We start from the raw sequence: 18608 nt of genomic DNA, 5'->3' as shown, positions 1-18608 counted from the left end.
GCACTGTCGACGTGGGCCTGGGCGGCGGTGAAGGGGGCTTTGGCGTTCATGGGGATCAAAATTCTCGGCGTCGGGGTGGGGCGGAGGCCGCTCGGCCTCCGGCACCGGCCGCCCTGCGGGAAGCAGCAACGGCCGGCGCCGGGGCGGCGTCTAGCGCGCCGGCGGGGCGTCGGGAATGCGCAGCACGTGCAGCAGGTTGGTGCTGCCGGCCCGTCCCGAGGGCAGGCCGGCGATCACCACCAGGTCGTCGCCCGGGCCGGCCAGGCCGAAACGCACGGCGGCGGCGGCGGCGTCGTCCACCATGGCCTCGAGGTTGGCGGCCTCTTCGAAGGGCACCGGATGGACGCCCCAGACCAGGGCCAGCCGGCGGGCCACCGCCAGCTTGGGGGTGAGGGCCAGGATCGGCGTGGCGGGCCGCTCGCGGCTGGCCCGCAGGCAGCTGAAGCCGCTGACGGTGTAGGCCACGGTGGCCGCCGGGGCGAGCAGCCCGGCGATGCGCCGCAGGGCGCAGCAGATGGCGTCCGGCGTGGTGGCGGCGGCCGGGGTGTGGCTGGCCTCCAGGCCGATGCGCCAGGCCGGGTCCTGCTCCACCTCGGCGATGATGCGGTCCATGATGCCCACCGCCTCCACCGGGTACTGGCCCGAGGCGGATTCGGCCGAGAGCATCACGGCGTCGGCCCCTTCGTAGATGGCCGTGGCCACATCCGAGGCCTCGGCCCGGGTGGGCACCGGGGCGGTGATCATGGATTCGAGCATCTGGGTAGCCACCACCACCGGCTTGCCGGCGGCCCGGGCCGCCTCGACGATGCGCCGTTGCAGCACCGGCACCCGCTGGGGCGGCAGCTCCACCCCCAGGTCGCCCCGGGCGACCATGATCCCGTCGGCCCGGGCGACGATCTCGTCCAGGTGCTCGATGGCCGAGGGCTTTTCCAGCTTGGCCATGATCCAGGCCCGCTCGCCCACCAGGCGGCGGGCCTCGGCGATGTCCTCGGGGCGCTGCACGAAGGACAGGGCCACCCAGTCCACCCCCAGCTCCAGGCCGAAGGCCAGGTCGTCCCGGTCCTTTTCGGTCAGGGGCGAGATGGGCAGCACCACGCCCGGCACGTTCACACCCTTGCGGTCGGACAGCACTCCCCCCACCAGCACCGTGGTCTCGGCGTGGTCCGGGCCGAAGCGCTCCACCCGCAGGCGCAGCTTGCCGTCGTCGAGCAACAGCTCGGTACCGGCTTCCAGGGCGGCGAAGATTTCCTTGTGGGGCAGGCAGACCCGGCCGGCGTCCCCCTCGGCCGGGTCCAGGTCGAGGCGGAAGGCGGCTCCGGTCGCCAGGACGGCCTTGCCCCCGGCGAAACGGCCGACCCGCAGCTTGGGCCCCTGCAAGTCCATCAGCACGCCGATGGGGCGCCCCACGTCCCGTTCCACGTCGCGGATCAGGCGGTAGCGTTCGGCATGGTCGGCGTGGCTGCCGTGGCTGAAGTTGAGGCGGAAGACGTCGGCCCCGGCGTCCACCAGGGCGCGGATGCGCTCCCGGCTGGAACTGGCCGGCCCCAGGGTGGCGAGGATGCGCGAGCGGCGATGGCGTCTCATGCGCATTCTCCCGCCAGGGCGGCGACCCCGGCCCGGGCCACCTGGGCGTCTTCCCCGGCCTTGACGCCGGAGACGCCCACGGCACCGACGATGGCGCCGCCGGCCACGATCGGCTCGCCCCCTTCCAGGGGCACCACCGGCATGGCCAGGGCGGCGAAGCGGCCATTGTTGACCATGTCCTCGTACGCCTTGCTGGGCTTGCCGCTCATGATGCAGGTGCGGGCTTTTTCCGGGGCCACGACGGCGCTCATCGGGGGGGCGCCGTCCATGCGCTGCAACCACAGGGCGTGGCCGCCGCCGTCGCACACGGCGATGCTCACCGCCCAGCCGTTGGCCAGGGCTTCGCTTTCGGCGGCGGCGGCGATGCGCCGGGCGTCGTCCAGGGTCAGGGCCTTGATCGTTTTCATTTGCTGTCTCCTCTTTCGCTCTCGCGGTGGTCCCGGCGCCCCTGGTGTTCAGGTGATCAGGATGGCGCGGAAATCGTTGACGTTGGTCAGGGTCGGGCCGGTCACCAGGGAATCCCCCAGGGCCTCGAAGAAGCCGTGGCCGTCGTTGTCGTCGAGCCGGTCCCGGGGGCGGATGCCCCGTTCCCAGGCCCGCTTCAGGGTGCAGGGGGTGGCGAAGGCACCGGCGATTTCCTCCTGCCCGTCCACCCCGTCCGTATCCCCGGCCACGGCGTGGATGCCCGGCGCGCCGTCCAGGGCCACCGCCAGGGCGAGCAGGAATTCGACGTTGCGCCCTCCCCTGCCCCGGCCGCGCACCGTCACCGTGGTCTCGCCGCCGGACAGCAACACACAGGGCGCCGGCAGCGGCTGGCCGTGGCGGCGCACCTGGAGGGCGATGCCGGCCAGGACCTTGCCCACGTCCCGGGCCTCGCCCTCGATGCTGTCGCCCAGCACCAGGGGCGTCACCCCGGCGTCCCGGGCCACGGCGGCGGCGGCTTCCAGGGCCATCTGGGGCGTGGCCACCAGGCGGGTGGTGACGCCGGCCAGGCGCGGATCGCCGGGCTTGACCGTCTCGCCAGCGCCGCTTTCGAGCAGGCGGCGAGCGCCCTCGGGCAGTTCGATGCCGTAGCGGCGCACGATTTCCAGGGCGTCGGCACAGGTGGTGGGGTCGGCCACGGTGGGGCCGGAAGCGATGTCCATCGGGTTGTCCCCCGGAACGTCGGAAATGAGCAGGTTCACCACCCGGGCCGGGTGGCAGGCGGCGGCCAGGCGCCCGCCCTTGATGGCGGACAGGTGGCGGCGCACGCAGTTCATTTCGGCGATGGTGGCGCCGGAGGCCAGCAGGGCCCGGTTGATGGCCTGCTTGTCCGCCAGGGTCACCCCGTCGCCGGGCAGGGGCAGCAGGGCCGAGCCGCCGCCGGAAACGAGGCAGATCACCAGGTCGTCGGCGCTCAGGCCCCGCACCAGCTCCAGCAGGCGCGCGGCGGCGGCCTGGCCGGCGGCGTCGGGCACCGGATGGGCGGCCTCGACGATCTCGATGCGCTCGCAGGGCACGGCGTAACCGTAGCGGGTCACCACCAGGCCCGACAGGGGGCCGGGCCAGTGCCGCTCCAGGGCCTGGGCCATGGCCGCCGAGGCCTTGCCGGCGCCGATCACCAGGGTGCGGCCCCGGGGCGGCTCGGGCAGGTGGGGGGGAATGCAATGCTCGGGCTGGGCCGCGTTCACCGCGGCGGCGAACATGCGGCCGAGCAGTTCGCGGGGCGCCAGGGATGCAAGGGGAGCGGAGGTCATGGTCGTATCCCGTTCTGTCGTTGTGCTGGCCCGGGCCTCAGCGCTCGCCCAGGTCGGTGAAGCGAATCCACTGGGCCCCCTTCCACAGCACGGTGCGGCCCATGTCCATGAGCTTGTCGGCGCCTTCCACCACCGTCAGGAAGTGGTTGCCGGCGAGCTGGCCCACCTTGCTGGCGAAGCGGCTGCTGCCGTAGGCGAACAGGATCTCGGTTTCCGACAGGCCGCCAGGGTGGAGCAGCACGTCGCCCCGGGAGGGGTGGCTGGTGTGGTTCTCGTAGTCCAGGCCGGTCTGGAAGTCGCCCAGGGGCACCCAGACCGCTTCGCCGCTCCAGCGGGAATGGATGGCCTGGTTGGAAAAGGGCAGCATCTCCAGGAAGGCGGCGCAGGTGCGCGGGGCGGCCTCTTCTTCCAGGCGGGCGATGAAACGGTGGGTGCCGACATCGATGGCGAGATGACGCATGGGGGTCCTCGGAATGGGGGCCGGACCGGGCTGCGACGGCGTCCCGGCCGGCGGGCTCGTGGGCGATGGCAAACGGTGAAGCGGTCCCGGCGCGGCGCGCGGCGGCGCCGGAACCGCCCTGGCGGCGGGGCCTAGCGCCCGCTGCCGATCTCGAAGTTGGCCATCTTCTCCAGGGCCCGGACCATGGCGGAGTGGTCCCAGGCCGAGCCGCCGTGGGCGGCGCAGGCGTTGAACAGCTCCTGGGCGGTGGCCGTGTTGGGCAGGGAGACGCCCAGTTGGCGGCCGGTGGTCAGGGCCAGGTTGAGGTCCTTCTGGTGCAGCTCGATGCGGAAGCCCGGATCGAAGGTGCGCTTGACCATGCGCTCGCCGTGCACTTCGAGGATGCGCGAGTTGGCGAAGCCCCCCATCAGGGCCTGGCGCACCTTGGCCGGGTCGGCGCCGGCCTTGGCGGCGAGCAGCAGGGCCTCGCCCACCGCCTCGATAGTCAGGGCGACGATGATCTGGTTGGCCACCTTGGTGATCTGGCCGTCGCCGTTGCCCCCCACCAGGGTGATGTTCTTGCCCATCAGCTCGAACAGGGGCTTGACCTTGGCGAAGGCGGCTTCCGGACCGCCCACCATGATGGTCAGGGAGGCGGCCTTGGCCCCCACCTCGCCGCCGGACACCGGGGCGTCCAGGTAGTCGCAGCCCAGGGCGTTGATGCGCTTGGCGAAGTCCTTGGTGGCCACCGGGGAGATGGAGCTCATGTCCACCACGATCTTGCCCGGCGCCAGGCCGGCGGCGACCCCGGTGGGGTTGAACAGGGCGTCCTCCACATGGGGGGTGTCGGGCACCATGGTGATGATCACCTCGGCGTTGCGCGCCACCTCGGCGCCACTGGCGCAGGGCTGGGCGCCCTGGTCGAGGAGGAATTGGGGCGTCTCGCCGTGGGTGTAGGTGAAGACGGCGTGGCCGCCGCCGATGAGGTGGCCGGCCATGGGGGCGCCCATGATGCCGAGGCCGATGAAGCCGATTTTTGCCATGTCGTTGTCTCCTTCGGTGTGATGAATGGTGCCGTGCGCCGTTCAGCCGGCCTGGCCGGTCAGGGCGGCGATCCAGCCCAGGCCCTCGCGGGTGCCGGCGGCGGGCTTGTACTCGCAGCCGATCCAGCCGGCGTAGCCCAGGCCGTCGATGTGGCGGAACAGCCAGGGGTAGTTGATCTCGCCGCTGCCCGGCTCGTGGCGGCCCGGGTTGTCGGCGAGCTGGATGTGGGCGATGCGCGGCAGGTGGCGGGCGATGGTGTTGGCCAGTTCGCCCTCCATGCGCTGGGCGTGGTAGATGTCGTACTGGAGGAACAGGTTGTCCGAGCCCACCTCGTCGATGATGGCCAGGGCCTGGTCGGTGCGGCTGAGGAAGAAGCCCGGGATGTCGTAGGTGTTGATCGGCTCGATCAGGAGGCGGATGCCCGCCTCCTTGAGCTGGCCGGCGGCAAAGCGCAGGTTGTCCACGAAAGTGCGGCGCGCCGTGTTCTGGCAGCCCCCGGCGGGGACGATGCCGGCCAGGCAATTGACCTGGGCGCAGCCCAGGGCCCGGGCGTACTCGATGGCGCGCCCCACCCCGTCCTGGAACTCGCCGACCCGCTCGGGCAGGCAGGCGATGCCCCGCTCGCCGCCGGCCCAGTCGCCGGCCGGCAGGTTGTGCAGCACCTGGACCAGGCCGTGGCGCGCCAGCCGCTCGGCCAGTTCCTCCTTGGCGAAGTCGTAGGGGAAGAGGTACTCGACCCCCTTGAATCCGGCCTGGGCGGCGGCCTGGAAGCGGTCGAGGAAGGGCACCTCATTGAACAGCATGGTCAGGTTGGCGGCGAACTTGGGCATCTCTGGTGTCTCCTGGTGAGGCCGGGGTCAGTCGGGTCAGTCGGGTCAGTCGAGCAGGGCGATGGCGGTGGGCGCATCGTCCCGGGACTCGGCCAGGTCCTCGAACTCGTTGATGGCGTTGATCTCGGTGCCCATGGCGATGTTGGTCACCCGCTCCAGGATGATCTCCACCACCACCGGCACCCGGTATTCCTCCATCCAGGTGCGGGCCTGGGCGAAGGCGGGCTGGATGTCCTCGGCGCGGCGCACCCGGATGGCCTTGCAGCCCAGGCCCTCCACCACCGCCACGTGGTCCACCCCGTAGCCCTCGGTTTCCGGGGCGTTGATGTTCTCGAAGGCCAGCTGCACGCAATAGTCCATGTCGAAACCGCGCTGGGACTGGCGGATCAGGCCGAGGTAGGCGTTGTTCACCACCACGTGCAGGTAGGGCAGCTTGAACTGGGCCCCCACCGCCAGCTCCTCGATCATGAACTGGAAGTCGTAGTCGCCGGAGATGGCCACCACCTTGCGCTGCGGGTCGGCGGCGCACACGCCCAGGGCTGCCGGTACGGTCCAGCCCAGGGGACCGGCCTGGCCGCAGTTGATCCAGTGGCGCGGCTGATAGACGTGCAGGAACTGGGCGGCGGCGATCTGGGACAGGCCGATGGTACTGACGTAGCAGGTGTCCTTGCCGAAGGCCAGGTTCATTTCTTCATAGACCCGCTGGGGCTTGAGCGGCGTGGCCTCGAAGTGGGTCTTGCGTTGCAGGGTGCGCTTGCGCTCCTGGCACTCGGCGGCCCAGGCCTTGCGGCAGCGCAGGGTGCCGGCGGCCTTCATTTCCCGGGCCACTTCCAGGAGCCGGTCCAGGGCCGCCCCGGCGTCGGAGACGATGCCGTAGTCCGGGCCGAAGACGCGGCCGATCTGGGTCGGCTCGATGTCGATGTGCACGAACTTGCGCCCCTCGGTATAGACCTCCACCGAGCCGGTGTGGCGGTTGGCCCAGCGGTTGCCGATACCCAGCACGAAGTCGGCGGCGAGCATGGTGGCGTTGCCGTAGCGGTGCGAGGTCTGCAAGCCGACCATGCCGGCCATCAGCGGGTGGTCGTCGGGGATGGTGCCCCAGCCCATCAGGGTGGGGATCACCGGCACCCCGGTGAGCTCGGCGAATTCCTGCAAGCGGGCGGCGGCGTCGGCATTGATCACCCCGCCGCCGGAAACGATCAGGGGCCGCTCGGCGGCGTTGAGCATGGCCAACGCCTTCTCGGCCTGGGCCCGGGTGGCGGCGGGCTTGTAGACCGGCAGGGGCTCGTAGGTGTCGGGGTCGAACTCGATCTCGGCCATCTGCACGTCGAAGGGCAGGTCGATCAGCACCGGACCGGGGCGGCCCGAGCGCATCAGGTGGAAGGCCTGCTGGAAGACCCGGGGCACCAGGGCCGGCTCGCGCACCGTCACCGCCCACTTGGTGACCGGCTTGGCGATGGATTCGATGTCCACCGCCTGGAAGTCTTCCTTGTACAACCGGGCCCGGGGGGCCTGGCCAGTAATACATAGAATAGGTATCGAATCTGCCGATGCGGAATACAACCCGGTGATCATGTCGGTGCCCGCCGGACCTGAAGTGCCGATGCACACGCCGATGTTGCCGGCCCGGGTGCGGGTGTAGCCCTCGGCCATGTGCGCGGCGCCCTCGACGTGGCGGGCGAGCACGTGGCTGAAACCGCCATTCTTGCGCATCGCAGAATACAAGGGGTTGATCGCCGCACCGGGAACGCCGAAAACGGTGCCCACGCCCTCTTTCTTCATCACCGCCGCGGCGGCGTCCACTGCTCTCATACGTGCCATTGTCTTCTCCATTGCCATGCGTTAATCAGGTCGATGGGACCAGAATAAAGAGAACGGGCGGGCTGTTGAATTGCTGCTACCATTGCTTCTGTAGATACTTGGAGTACCGAATGGACCGCTATACCGAAATCCGCAGCTTCGCCCTGGTGGCCGAAAAGGGCAGCTTCGCCGCCGCCGCCCTGGCGGAGAACGTCACCCCGGTGGTGATGGGGCGCCGCCTGGACGCCCTGGAGGCTCGCCTGGGGGTGCGGCTGATGCATCGTTCCACCCGGGGCCTGACCCTCACCGCCCTGGGGGAGCAGTTCCTCGACCAGTGCCGTCAATTGCTGCGCGACTTCGACGCCGCCGAGAGCAGCATCAGCGCCGGCCGCGACGTGGTGCGCGGCCATCTGGTGGTGTCGGCTCCGGCGGCCTTCGGGCGGCGCCACGTGGCGCCCCACGCCCCCGCCTTCAAGGCGCGCTACGAGGCCCTCAAACTGTCCTTCAACTTCACCGACAGCGTGGTGGACCTGGTGCGCGAGGGCTACGACATGGCCATCCGCATCGGCGAGGTGACCGACCCGAACTACGTGGCGGTGCCTCTCTTCCCCAACCGCCGGGTGGTGTGCGGCACCCCGGCCTATTTCGCCCGCCACGGCGTGCCCCGCACCCCGGACGACCTGGCCGGGCACAACTGCCTGGCCTTCAACCTGCAAGGGGGGCAGCAGCGCGGCTGGAGCTTCGCCCGGGACGGCCGGTTGATCGCCGTGCGGGTGGACGGCGACCTGGCCTGCAACGACGGGGAATTGCTGTTCAACTGGGTCAAGCAGGGCCTGGGCATCGGCTGGCGCTCCACCTGGGAGATCCAGGCCGAACTGAAGCGCGGCGAGCTGGTGACGGTGCTCGACGAGTTCGCCGTGCCCGGCTACCCGATCCAGGCCGTCTATCCGCAGCAACGCTACCTGCCGGCCAAGGTGCGCCACTTCATCGACTACCTGAAGGGCATCTACAACTCCCCCGGCTACTGGGAAGGGGAACGGGGCTAGACGCCCCGGCGGCACGGAACGGGCGGCGCGCTTCATGGCTGGGGAATGGCGCCGGTGAGAAGCAGGTAGCCCGGTATCCAGCCGGTGGTCACCCCCTCGGCAATGGCCAGCCAGGCCGCCGTACGGGCCAGGGGCCGGCCCCGGGCGAGCACCAGGAAGAACACCCACCACAGGACGGCCCAGGCCGCCCAGGAAAGGCCCGACCAGAGCTGCCACGGCGTGGCGGCGCCCGCCAGGGTCTCGGCCGCCACCGCCACGGCGGTGAGGGCCACGAACAGGCTGAACCAGCCCAGGCCCCGGCCGTCGGCGCCGCTGTAGCGGTTGTAGGCCACCCACAGGTAGGTGAAGGCGAACAGCAGCGAGAGGGCCGCCGCCTTCACCGAGGCCGGGTCGGCGTCGGGGCCGAAGGCCAGGCGCAGGGCCACCGCCAGGCTGACCCCGCCAACGAGCACGTTGATCGCCCCGATCTCCCGGTCGTCGATGCGGCCCAGCATCCACAGCCCGTTGAGGATCAGCACGGCCCCCACGTAGAGCAGCACGAGGCCCTGGTACATGCCGCCTCCTACGCCCGGGCCAGGGCCGCGCTGCCGGCGAAGCGGGCGGCGGCGCCGAGCTGGCGCTCGATGGCGAGCAGCCGGTTGTACTTTTCCACCCGGTCCGAACGGCTCGCCGATCCGGTCTTGATCTGGCCGCAGGCGCTGGCCACCGCCAGATCGGCGATGGTGGTGTCGCCGGTTTCGCCGGAGCGGTGGGAGACGATGGCGGCGTAGCCGTGGCGGCGCGCCAGCTCCATGGCCGCCACGGTTTCGCTCAGGGTGCCGATCTGGTTGGGCTTGATCAGGATGGCGTTGGCCGCCCCCTGGGCCACGCCCTCGGCCAGGGTCGCGGCGTCGGTGACGAACAGGTCGTCCCCCACCAGCTGGACCCGGCCGCCGAGGCGCTCGGTGAGGAGCTTCCAGCCCGCCCAGTCGTCCTCGGCCATGCCGTCCTCGATGCTGACGATGGGGTAGTCGGCCGCCAGGGCTTCCAGGTAGGCGGCAAAGCCGGCGGCGCCCAGGTCCAGCCCCTCGCCTTGCAGGACGTAGCGCCCGCCCCGGTAGAACTCGGACGAGGCGCAATCCAGGGCCAGGGCCACTTCCGTCCCCGGCGCGTAGCCCGCCTTCTCGATGGCCTCGACGATCAGGTCCAGGGCGTGGCGGGTACCGAGCACGTTGGGGGCGAAGCCCCCCTCGTCGCCCACGGCGGTGGAAAAGCCCTGGGCGTCGAGCAGCCCGCGCAGGGCGTGGAACACCCCGGCCCCGGCGCGCAGGGCGTCGGAAAAGCGTTCGAAGCCGTGGGGCACGATCATGCATTCCTGGATGTCCAGGCTGTTGTTGGCATGGGCCCCGCCGTTGAGGACGTTCATCAGGGGCACCGGCAGCACGGGCGCCCGGCCCTCCGCCGCCAGGCTGCGGTAGAGGGGCAGCCCCCGGTCCGCCGCCGCCGCGTGGGCGCAGGCCAGGGACACGGCCAGCAGGGCGTTGGCGCCCAGGCGCGACTTGCCCGGGCTGCCGTCCAGGTCGATCAGGAGGCGGTCGATCTCGTCCTGGCGGCTCGCGTCCCGGCCGCGCAGGGCCTCGGCGATGGGGCCTTCGACGTGGGCCAGGGCGCGCAGCACGCCCTTGCCGCCGTAGCGGGCCGGGTCGCCGTCGCGCAGTTCCAGGGCCTCCCGGGCGCCGGTGGAGGCGCCGGAGGGCACGGCGGCCCGGCCCCGGGCGCCGGAGCGCAGGGTGACGGTGGCCGCCAGGGTGGGATTGCCACGGGAATCGAGAATTTCCAGGGCCTCGATGTGGGTGATTTCGTGCATGGTGGTATCAGGTATTAGGTGTCAGCCGCAATGAAAGGCGGGCGGCGATGCGGACCGGGTCCGCGCCGCCGCCCCGGAGGGACGGGTCGGTTACGGGGCGTCCCGGATCAGAAGTGCCACTCGGCCTGGAAGGTCGGGGCATTGGTGTCGATGCCCGGCTTGGTGACGCCGTTGGCGTAAGCGTGGTTGCCGAACTTGTTGCGCCACAGCTCGTAGCCCACCCCCATCAGGAAGGTGTTCTTCTTGCCGCCGGTCAGCTGGCCCACGTCCACCATCAGGGAGGTACGCATCAGGGTCTCGGGCTTGGTTTCCACGTTGGCGTAGTCCCGGCCCTTGGCGGTCAGGTAGTTGATGAAGCCCTGGAACTTGAGGGGCAGCGGGCCGGCCTGGAAGGGGATGCCCCAGGCGGCGCTAAGCATCAGCTGGGGATCGAAGACGATGTCGCTCTTGGGACAGGCCGGGGCACCCAGGCCGCAGTGGTTCCATTCCCGGGCCGCCAGCACGCTCACGTCCAGGTAGCCGGGCACGTCGAAGCGCAGGGTGGGGCCGGCCACCAGCAGGCGCTTTTGCGGGGCGAAGGCGGTGTTCTTGGAATTGAGGTCGAAGCCGGCGGTGAAGCCCACGTCTTTCACCGGGCCGAAGGACAGGTTCTTGTCGAGCACCTTGCCGAAGGACAGCAGGTGGCGGTAGGTGGCGTAGAACTCGGTGGCGCCGCTGGAGCCGCCGTTGGCCGGGTCCTTGCTGTCGGACTTGAGGATGTCCAGGTTGAAGAAGTTCTGCCCCAGGGAATAGCCGCTGGCGTGGGTGAACTGGATGACGTTCTTGGTGATGTCGTTGCGGTTGGTCGGCTCGGTGAAGGCGGTGCCGTAGCGATAGCCGATGTAGGTGTCGCTCCAGCTCTGGGCCTGGGCGGTGGCGGCGGACAGGGCCAGGCCGGCGGCGGACAGGGCGAAAACAGTGGCGGCGGAGGTGGTTTTCATGGGTGTCGTCTCGAAATCGTGGTCGTGAGTCACGGGCGGCCGAAGCCGGCGCCGGGCGCGGACGCGCCCCGGCGATGCCGGAAAGACTCGGGAGTGTTCGGGGAGGGGTTGGCCAGGCCGTGGCGGTCACGGCCTGGCGGGTGCAGCGTGGAGCGGCTTAGTGGGCGGTCGCCTGGTGGGCGCCGACTTCGCCGATGCAGTCGGCCTGCTTGCGGCCGGTGCCGTTGAAGAACAGGTTGAGCAGCACCGCCGAGAGGGCGGCGAGCAGGATGCCGCTATGGAGCAGGGGCGCCAGGGCCTTGGGCATCTGTTCGAAGAGGTGGTCGGCCACCACGGGGATCATGCCAAAGCCCAGGCTGATGGCGACGATGTAGGAGTTATAGCGGTTGCTGCCCAGGTTGGCCGACATGAGAATCTTGATGCCGGTGGAAGCGACCATGCCGAACATCACGATCCCGGCGCCGCCCAGCACGTACTGGGGCACCGAGGCCACCACGAAGGCCATCTTGGGGAAGAGGCCCAGGGCGATCAGCATGGCGCCCCCCACCACGCACACCCAGCGGCTCTTGACGCCGGTGACGCTGACCAGGCCCACGTTCTGGGAGAAGGAGGTATGGGGGAAAGTGTTGAGGATGCCCCCCACCAGGGTGCCCAGGCCGTCGGTGCGCAGCCCCCGCACCAGGTCCTCCCGGGTCAGCTTGCGCCCGGTGATCTCGCCGATCGCCAGGAACATGCCCAGGGATTCGACCATCACCACCATCATGATCAGGCAGAGCACGGTGGAGGCCCCCAGGTCGAAGGTGGGCATGCCGAACTCGAAGGGGGTGATCACGGCGAACCAGCTGGCCTGGTCAAGGCCCGAGAAATTGATGCGGCCCATCCCCAGGGAGACGAAGAAGCCCACCACCAGGCCCACCAGTACGGCCACGTTGGCGACGAAGCCCTTGCCGTACTTGGAGATGAGCAGGATCACCACCAGCACCAGCAGGGCGATGCCCAGGTTCTCCGGGGAGCCGTAGCTGGGGTTGGGCACCATCAGGCCGGTGGCCGGATTCTTGATCATGGGCTGGCCGCCGCCGACCCAGTTGACCCCGACCCGCATCAGGGAAACGCCGATGACGGTGATGATGGTGCCGGTGACCACCGGCGGAAACAGCCCCATCAGCCGGCTGAACATCGGGGCGATGAGGATGCTGAACAGGCCGGCGACGATGCTGGCGCCGAAAATGCCGGTAATGCCCAGGCTGGGGTCGGTGCCGATGACGATCATCGGCGTCACCGCGGCGAAGGTCACCCCCATCATCACCGGCAGGCGGATGCCGAACATGCCGGCGCCGAGGGATTGGATCAGGGTGATCAGACCGCTGCACAGCAGGTCGGCGTTGATCAGCAGGGTGATCTGCTCCTTGGGCATCTTGAGGGCGGCCCCGATGATCAGGGGCACGGCCACCGCCCCCGCGTACATCACCATCACATGCTGCAATCCCAGCGTGGCCAGGCGGCCGGCGGGCAGGCGCTCGTCGACCGCATCCGGCTGTTGCGGAACGGTTTCCGTGACACAGTTGGACATCGTTGTCTCCATCCAGTAGTTATGAGTTGATGCGTCTCTGCGGACGTCGTTGACTGCAAACCTAGTTTAGGGATCGGCTGCCGCGCCGAAACGGGGTAGCCCTGATACGTCACATAAGGAAATTCATATAGTCCTAGCCCCCTGTTTTCACGGACAAAAAAAGCCCGCGCCTGCCGCGGCGGCAACGCCGTGCGGACAGGACGCGGGAACAAGGGAGGTAGAAGCGGAAAAAGCGGGAAAAAACAAGGACGGGCGGCGCCGGCAGGGCCGCCCCGATGCCAGGGGAAAATGCGGCGGGCGCCCCGCTCGGCCGCCCCGCCCTCCCCTGCGGGAAATCAGGCCGGCCGATCGGACCACAGCACGCCGCCGGTGGCCCAGTTGTCGCGGCGCACGTCGATCAGCACGATGTCCACCGCCCCGGGGTCGCAGCCCAGGACCCGGCAGGTCTCCCGGGTCAGGGCGCTCACCAGTTCGCGTTTTTGCTCGGGGCTGCGCCCCTCGAAGAGTTCGATGTGCAACGTGGGCATGGCAATCTCCAGACACTAGGCGCCGGCCCCGAAGGGAAATGCCGGCACCGGAACGTTCAGCGGGCAAAGCCCGGGGCTTCCCGCAGCAAGCCACGCAGCAGGGCCGGCCACTCCAGGGCACCCTCGGGCTCGCTGTCGGCGGTGAGCTGGGCGTGGCTGCGTTCGAGCACCTCGGCGGGCGGCACATGCAGGCCCCCTCCGCCGTGGGCGGCGGCCAGGGCCGCCAGCTGGATGGCGCAAGCCTTCTCCAGGGTGTGCATCAGCACGTAGGCCTCGGCCACAGTGCGGCCGCAGGTCAGGGTGCCGTGGTTGCGCAGGATCATGGCTCGGTGGCCGCCCAGTTCCGCCACCAGTTGCGCCTGCTCCTGGGCCCCCAGGGCCAGGCCCTGGTAGTCGTGGTAGGCGATGTCGTGCCAGAAGCGCAACGCGTGCTGGGACAGGGGCAGCAGCCCCTCGGCCAGGGCCGAGACGGCGATGCCGGCGGTGGTGTGCAGGTGGATGACGCAATGGGCGTCGGCCCGGGCCCGGTGCACCGCCCCGTGGATGGCGAAGCCGCTGGGGTTGGCGCGGCGGCCGCTGCCGTCGATCACCTGCCCACGGGTATCCACCACCAGCAGGTTGGAGGCGCTGATCTCGGCGAAGGCCAGGCCGAAGGGATTGATCAGAAAGGCGTCGCCCCGCCCCGGCAGGCGCAGGGAGACGTGGGTATAGATCAGGTCGTCCCAGCCATGCCGGCCGGCCAGGCGGTAGCAGGCCGCCAAATCCACCCGGGCCCGCCATTCGGCCTCGCCGATGTGGGCCGGGCGGGCGGCGTAGGCCGGGGCCGTGCCGTCGTCCGGGCGGGCCGCGTCATCCATGGCGTTTCTCCTAGGGGGCGGGAATCCACCCGGGAGTTTCGAGGCTGACTTCGTCGCAGTTGTTCCCCGGGCCGCCGCGGTCGATGACCAGGAAATCGGACACCGCATCGAGGGCCAGCAGGGGGTGGTGCCAGACCCCGGGGGCGTAGTTCACCCCCTGGTCGCCCCGGGCGAGAAAGACCCGCAGGTCCTCCACCCGGGGGGATTCCCCGGCCGGGGCCACCACTACCAGGTAGGACCAGTCGGCCATGGGGACGAAGGCCTGGCTGCCCAGGGGGTGGCGCTCCATCATCTCCACCTTGAAGGGGAGCTGGCGGGGCTGGCCGCGGAAGATCGAGACGATCACCCGCCCGTCGGGCCCGGGCTCGACGGCGGCCAGGTCGTGGTAGCGCTCGGTGTTGCCGGCGTTGATGGTGAAGTGGCGCACCGCGTCGCTGGCTTCGATGACGTCGCCGAAGGGGGCGAAGCCTTCCCGGGTCAGCGGTTCGGGCACCAGGGTGATCGTCGTCATGGCAGAGGCTCCTCGATTACTTGGCCACCTTGCCCCACAGGCGCAGGCGCGAGACGCCGCCGTCGGGGAAGATGTTGAAGCGCACGTGGGTCACCGGCCCCAGGGCGGCGAGCTGCTCGGCGAAGGTGTGCACCGCGTCCATGGACAGCTTCTGTTCCGGCAACAGCACCGGCCAGAACATGCTCTGGGTGGTGGCCGACTGGTCGGTGCCGCCCTGCACGTAGGCCGCCTGAATCGAGCAGCGGTCCGGGTAGTTGCCCTTGAAGAAGGCGGTATCCACCTCGACCTTCTCGATGATCCCCGGGGCGCCCAGTTCCAGCACGCACCAGTCGTTGCCGGGCTCGCGGCGGCGGCGGGTCTCCCAGCCGTCACCCATGTTCACGCCCCGACCCGGCAGCAGCAGGCTGGTGGCCGAGGAGCCGAAGCTGGCGTCGTTCCAGGACACGGGGCGGCCGCCGTTCTCCAGGGCCACCAGGTCCACCAGCTGATCCGGGCCGGCGCCTTCCAGGCCGCCCACGGGCTGGCCGTAGACGCGCAGGCGGGCGATGCCGCCGTCGGGGTAGATGTTCACCCGCAGGTGGGTCCACACGCCGTCGTTGGCGATTTCGAGCAGGTGGTGGCTGCTCGGCCCCAGGGGGGTGGCGGGCAGGATTTCGGTCCAGGCGGCGCCCTGGAGGGCATCCACCGCGTCGCTGTCGGAGACGGTGGCCTCGATGGACACCGCCGGGGGGTAGTTGCCGACGAAGTGGCTGGTATCCACGTCGAAGCCGCGGATGCGGCCCTTCACCCCGAGCTTGACCAGGGCCCAGTCGTGGCCGGCGACGCGCTTGCGGCGGGATTCCCAGCCGTCCATCCACTTGCCGTTGGTGTCGAACTTGCCCGGCACGAACTGGGCCGGTTCGGGGTTGAGCATGCGCGCGACTTCGGCGAAGAAATCGTCGGACGCATGGAGGGCCTTGGCGCCCAGGCGCGGGTTCGCCAGGTCCACCGAGCGGCGGGCCCAGTCGGGCAGGTCGGCGGGAGGGGCGATGACGGTGGGGCCGGAGGTGTGGCTGGCCATGGTGGTCTCCTTGTTGTGTCTTAGGCCTTCGGGAGGTAGGGGTGGTGCCGGATCCAGTGGCGGGCGATATCGACGCGCCGGCACACCCAGACCCGGTCGTGCTTCTCGATGTGGTCGAGGAAGCGTTGCAGCGCCTTGAAGCGTCCCGGGCGGCCGAGCAGCCGGCAGTGCATGCCGACGCTCATCATGGCCGGGCGCTCCTCGCCCTCGGCGTACATCAGGTCGAAGGCGTCGCGCAGGTATTCGAAGAACTCATCCCCGTGGGAAAACCCCTGGGGGAGGGAAAAACGCATGTCGTTGGTGTCGAGGGTGTATGGCACCACCAGGTGGGGCGCCGTGCTCCCGTCGCTCTTTTGCACCTCGGTCCAGAACGGCAGGTCGTCGCCGTAGTAGTCCGAGTCGTAGAGAAAGCCGCCGTAGTCGGCCACCAGGCGGCGGGTGTTCGGCGAGTCGCGGCCGGTGTACCAGCCGAGGGGGCGCTCGCCGGTGAGTCGCTCGATGATTTCCATGCCGATGCGCATGTGTTCGCGCTCGGTCGCCTCATCGACCCCCTGGTAATGAATCCAGCGCCAGCCGTGGCAGGCGATCTCGTGGCCCAGTTCGCGGAAGGCGGCGGTGGCCTCCGGGTGGCGCTCCAGGGCCATGGCCACGCCGAAGACGGTCATGGGCAGGCCGCGCCGCTCGAACTCGCGCAGGAAGCGCCACACCCCGACCCGGGAGCCGTACTCGTAGACCGACTCCATGGACAGGTGGCGGGCCGGGTAGCTGGCCGGGTTGAACAGTTCCGAGAGGAACTGCTCGGACCCGGCATCGCCGTGCAGCACGCAGTTCTCGCCGCCCTCCTCGTAGTTGAGGACGAACTGCACCGCCACCCGGGCGTTGCCCGGCCAGGCGGCGTGGGGCGGATTACGGCCGTAGCCGACCAGGTCGCGGGGGTAGGAGGGATCGAGGGGCATCTGGCGCTCCTTGCGGCGGATTCAGGAAAACAGGGCGTCGAGGCGGAACCGGGCGATCTTGCCGATCTCCGACAGGCAGGCGCGGAACTCGGTGGCGGCGTCGTTGTTCAGCCGGGCCTCCACCGCGTCCATGATCTGGTAGCGGGACAGGCCCTTCACCGCAATGACGAAGGGAAAGCCGAAGCGCTCCCGGTAGGCGGCGTTGAGGCGGCGCAGGCGCGCCAGTTCCTCGGCGCTGCACTGGTCCAGGCCGGCGCCGCGCTGCTCGCCGGTGGAGGCGCTGGTCAGGGTGCCGGCGGCGGCTTCCTTGCCGGCCAGTTCCGGGTGGGCCTGGATCAGGCCGAGCTGCTCGTCCCGGCTGGCGGCGTCCACCGCCGCCACCATGGCGGCGTGCAGGGCGTCGACGCTGGCGAAGGGGCGGCGCTGCCAGGCCCGCTCGGGAATCCAGGGCGAGTGCTCGAAGATGTCGCCGAGGCGGGCGGCGAAATCGGCCTGGGAAAGGGACGATAGGGTCGATAGGGACGACAGGGCGTCAAGGGAGGACGGGGCCGCGGCGGCGCCCGGGATGCTGTTGTGGGGACTGTTCATGTCGGGGTCTTTTCCGGCTCAGTTGGCCAGCTTGGCGCCCTGGGCGTACCAGGTGGCGATCAGCTTGCGCTCGTCGTCGGTGATGTGGGTCAGGTTGCCCAGGGGCATGTAGCCGCTGGCCACGGTCTCGGCCATCTTGGCGGCGTGTTGGCCGATCTGGGCCGAGGTGTCGAAGGTCACGCCCTTGGGCGGCTGGGCGAAGCCCGGCTGGCTGGGGTGGGCCGAGTGGCAGGCGATGCAGCGCTGCTCCACCACCTCATGCACGGCGTTGAAGGCCACCGGGGCGCCGCCGGCATCGACGGGACGGGGCGCCATCAGCGCGGCCAGTACGGCGATCAGGGCCACGCCGGAGGCGGGCAGCCACCACTTGACCTGACCCCGGTGGCGCAGCACGAAGAACTGGCGGATGAGCACGCCGGCCAACATCATCACCACCAGGATCAGCCAGCCGTTGGCGTTGGCGTAGGTCATCGGGTAGTGGTTGCTGATCATGATGAACAGCACCGGCAGGGTGAAGTAGGTGTTGTGCACCGAGCGCTGCTTGCCGATGAGGCCGGGCCGGGTATCCACCTCCTGGCCGGCGCGGATCTGCTCGACCATGCGCTTCTGGCCCGGAATGATGTGGAAGAACACGTTGGCCACCATCATCGTCGCCATCATGGCGCCGACGTGGATGTAGGCGCCCCGGGCCGAGAACACCTGGTGCAGCAGCCAATCGCACAGGACGACGAAGGCGAACACCAGGGCGCCCAGCAGATTGTCGCGGCCCACCAGCAGGCGGCACAGCAGGTCGTAGACCACCCAGCCCCCCACCAGGAAGGCGATCGAGATGCCCACCGCGGTGGCGGGGGCCAGGGCCATCACCTTCGGGTCGATCAGGTAGCTGGAGGCGCCGACCCAATAGATCACCGCCATCAGGCCCATGCCGGACATCCAGGTGGTGTAGGCTTCCCATTTCGACCAGTGCAGGTCGTCGGTGAGGGGTTCACCCTTGGGGCCGGTGAGGAACTTCTGGCTGCAGTAGAACCCGCCGCCGTGCACCGCCCACAGCTCGCCGAAGACGCCGCGCTTGGCGTCCTCCGGCTTTTTCGGCGGCCGGAGCGAGTTGTCGAGCATGACGAAGTAGAAGGACGCGCCGATCCAGGCAATGCCCGCGATCAGGTGGAGCCAGCGCAGCAGCAGATTGGCCCAGTCAAGCAGATAGGCTTCCATGATTCAGTAATCCGGTTCGGAA

Annotated in this window: 19 protein-coding genes; 1 reads left to right on the top strand and 18 read right to left on the bottom strand. The window is 69.9% G+C overall.

What is annotated here, in order from left to right; all coding sequences use genetic code 11:
- Positions 1-150: 150 nt before the first annotated feature.
- From pyk to gcl, 7 genes are all read right to left on the bottom strand, one after another.
- Positions 151-1584: a pyruvate kinase gene (gene pyk / locus LWW89_RS15275; RefSeq protein ID WP_293265683.1), complete on the bottom strand. Its 1434-nt coding sequence runs from the start codon at positions 1582-1584 to the stop codon at positions 151-153.
- A complete protein-coding gene (locus LWW89_RS15270) occupies positions 1581-1991 on the bottom strand; it encodes a heme-binding protein (protein WP_293265681.1) in 411 nt (136 codons plus the stop codon). The genes pyk and LWW89_RS15270 overlap by 4 nt, the downstream gene beginning before the upstream one ends.
- Before the next feature lie 48 nt (positions 1992-2039).
- A complete protein-coding gene (locus LWW89_RS15265) occupies positions 2040-3320 on the bottom strand; it encodes a glycerate kinase (protein ID WP_293265679.1) in 1281 nt (426 codons plus the stop codon).
- 37 nt (positions 3321-3357) lie between these two features.
- Entirely contained in the window at positions 3358-3780 is a 423-nt protein-coding gene (locus tag LWW89_RS15260) for a DUF3830 family protein (RefSeq protein ID WP_293265677.1), read from the bottom strand.
- A gap of 131 nt (positions 3781-3911) precedes the next feature.
- Positions 3912-4802, bottom strand: coding sequence for a 2-hydroxy-3-oxopropionate reductase (locus tag LWW89_RS15255; protein ID WP_293265675.1), 891 nt, complete (start codon positions 4800-4802; stop codon positions 3912-3914).
- 42 nt (positions 4803-4844) lie between these two features.
- Positions 4845-5633 (bottom strand): 2-oxo-tetronate isomerase, encoded by a 789-nt coding sequence (gene otnI, locus LWW89_RS15250; RefSeq protein WP_293265673.1) that lies wholly within the window; start codon positions 5631-5633, stop codon positions 4845-4847.
- 45 nt (positions 5634-5678) lie between these two features.
- Complete coding sequence (gene gcl, locus LWW89_RS15245) at positions 5679-7454, bottom strand: glyoxylate carboligase (protein WP_293265671.1); 1776 nt, start codon at positions 7452-7454, stop codon at positions 5679-5681.
- A 110-nt stretch (positions 7455-7564) separates the two neighbouring features.
- Between gcl and LWW89_RS15240 the strand changes: the two genes are divergently transcribed.
- On the top strand, positions 7565-8479 hold the full coding sequence (locus LWW89_RS15240) for a LysR family transcriptional regulator (protein ID WP_293265669.1): 915 nt from the start codon (positions 7565-7567) through the stop codon (positions 8477-8479).
- A gap of 32 nt (positions 8480-8511) precedes the next feature.
- Here LWW89_RS15240 and LWW89_RS15235 read toward each other — a convergent pair whose 3' ends face one another.
- From LWW89_RS15235 to LWW89_RS15185, 11 genes are all read right to left on the bottom strand, one after another.
- On the bottom strand, positions 8512-9033 hold the full coding sequence (locus LWW89_RS15235; RefSeq protein WP_293265667.1) for an AmiS/UreI family transporter: 522 nt from the start codon (positions 9031-9033) through the stop codon (positions 8512-8514).
- Between the two features lie 8 nt (positions 9034-9041).
- Positions 9042-10325 (bottom strand): phosphopyruvate hydratase, encoded by a 1284-nt coding sequence (gene eno, locus LWW89_RS15230; RefSeq protein WP_293265665.1) that lies wholly within the window; start codon positions 10323-10325, stop codon positions 9042-9044.
- 107 nt (positions 10326-10432) lie between these two features.
- Entirely contained in the window at positions 10433-11305 is an 873-nt protein-coding gene (locus tag LWW89_RS15225) for a hypothetical protein (protein ID WP_293265663.1), read from the bottom strand.
- 157 nt (positions 11306-11462) lie between these two features.
- Positions 11463-12875, bottom strand: coding sequence for a nucleobase:cation symporter-2 family protein (locus LWW89_RS15220; RefSeq protein ID WP_293265661.1), 1413 nt, complete (start codon positions 12873-12875; stop codon positions 11463-11465).
- A gap of 335 nt (positions 12876-13210) precedes the next feature.
- Complete coding sequence (locus tag LWW89_RS15215; RefSeq protein ID WP_293265659.1) at positions 13211-13402, bottom strand: 4-oxalocrotonate tautomerase; 192 nt, start codon at positions 13400-13402, stop codon at positions 13211-13213.
- Positions 13403-13458: 56 nt separating this feature from the next.
- Complete coding sequence (locus LWW89_RS15210; RefSeq protein ID WP_293265657.1) at positions 13459-14259, bottom strand: class II aldolase/adducin family protein; 801 nt, start codon at positions 14257-14259, stop codon at positions 13459-13461.
- A 10-nt stretch (positions 14260-14269) separates the two neighbouring features.
- Positions 14270-14770 (bottom strand): ureidoglycolate lyase, encoded by a 501-nt coding sequence (locus LWW89_RS15205; protein ID WP_293265655.1) that lies wholly within the window; start codon positions 14768-14770, stop codon positions 14270-14272.
- Positions 14771-14786: 16 nt separating this feature from the next.
- Positions 14787-15830 (bottom strand): allantoicase, encoded by a 1044-nt coding sequence (gene alc / locus LWW89_RS15200; RefSeq protein WP_293265653.1) that lies wholly within the window; start codon positions 15828-15830, stop codon positions 14787-14789.
- A gap of 20 nt (positions 15831-15850) precedes the next feature.
- Positions 15851-16786, bottom strand: a complete 936-nt coding sequence (gene puuE / locus LWW89_RS15195) for an allantoinase PuuE (protein WP_293265651.1) — start codon at positions 16784-16786, stop codon at positions 15851-15853.
- A gap of 21 nt (positions 16787-16807) precedes the next feature.
- The gene (uraD, locus tag LWW89_RS15190) at positions 16808-17374 is read right to left on the bottom strand and encodes a 2-oxo-4-hydroxy-4-carboxy-5-ureidoimidazoline decarboxylase (RefSeq protein ID WP_293265649.1); all 567 of its coding nucleotides are present in this window, start codon (positions 17372-17374) and stop codon (positions 16808-16810) included.
- An 18-nt stretch (positions 17375-17392) separates the two neighbouring features.
- The gene (locus LWW89_RS15185) at positions 17393-18586 is read right to left on the bottom strand and encodes a urate hydroxylase PuuD (protein WP_293265647.1); all 1194 of its coding nucleotides are present in this window, start codon (positions 18584-18586) and stop codon (positions 17393-17395) included.
- Positions 18587-18608: the final 22 nt, after the last annotated feature.

Origin of the sequence: Oryzomicrobium sp. (genome assembly GCF_021287045.1) — a bacterium.
In the GTDB taxonomy this organism is placed as follows: domain Bacteria; phylum Pseudomonadota; class Gammaproteobacteria; order Burkholderiales; family Rhodocyclaceae; genus Oryzomicrobium.
This window is presented reverse-complemented; position numbering and strand designations above follow the sequence as displayed.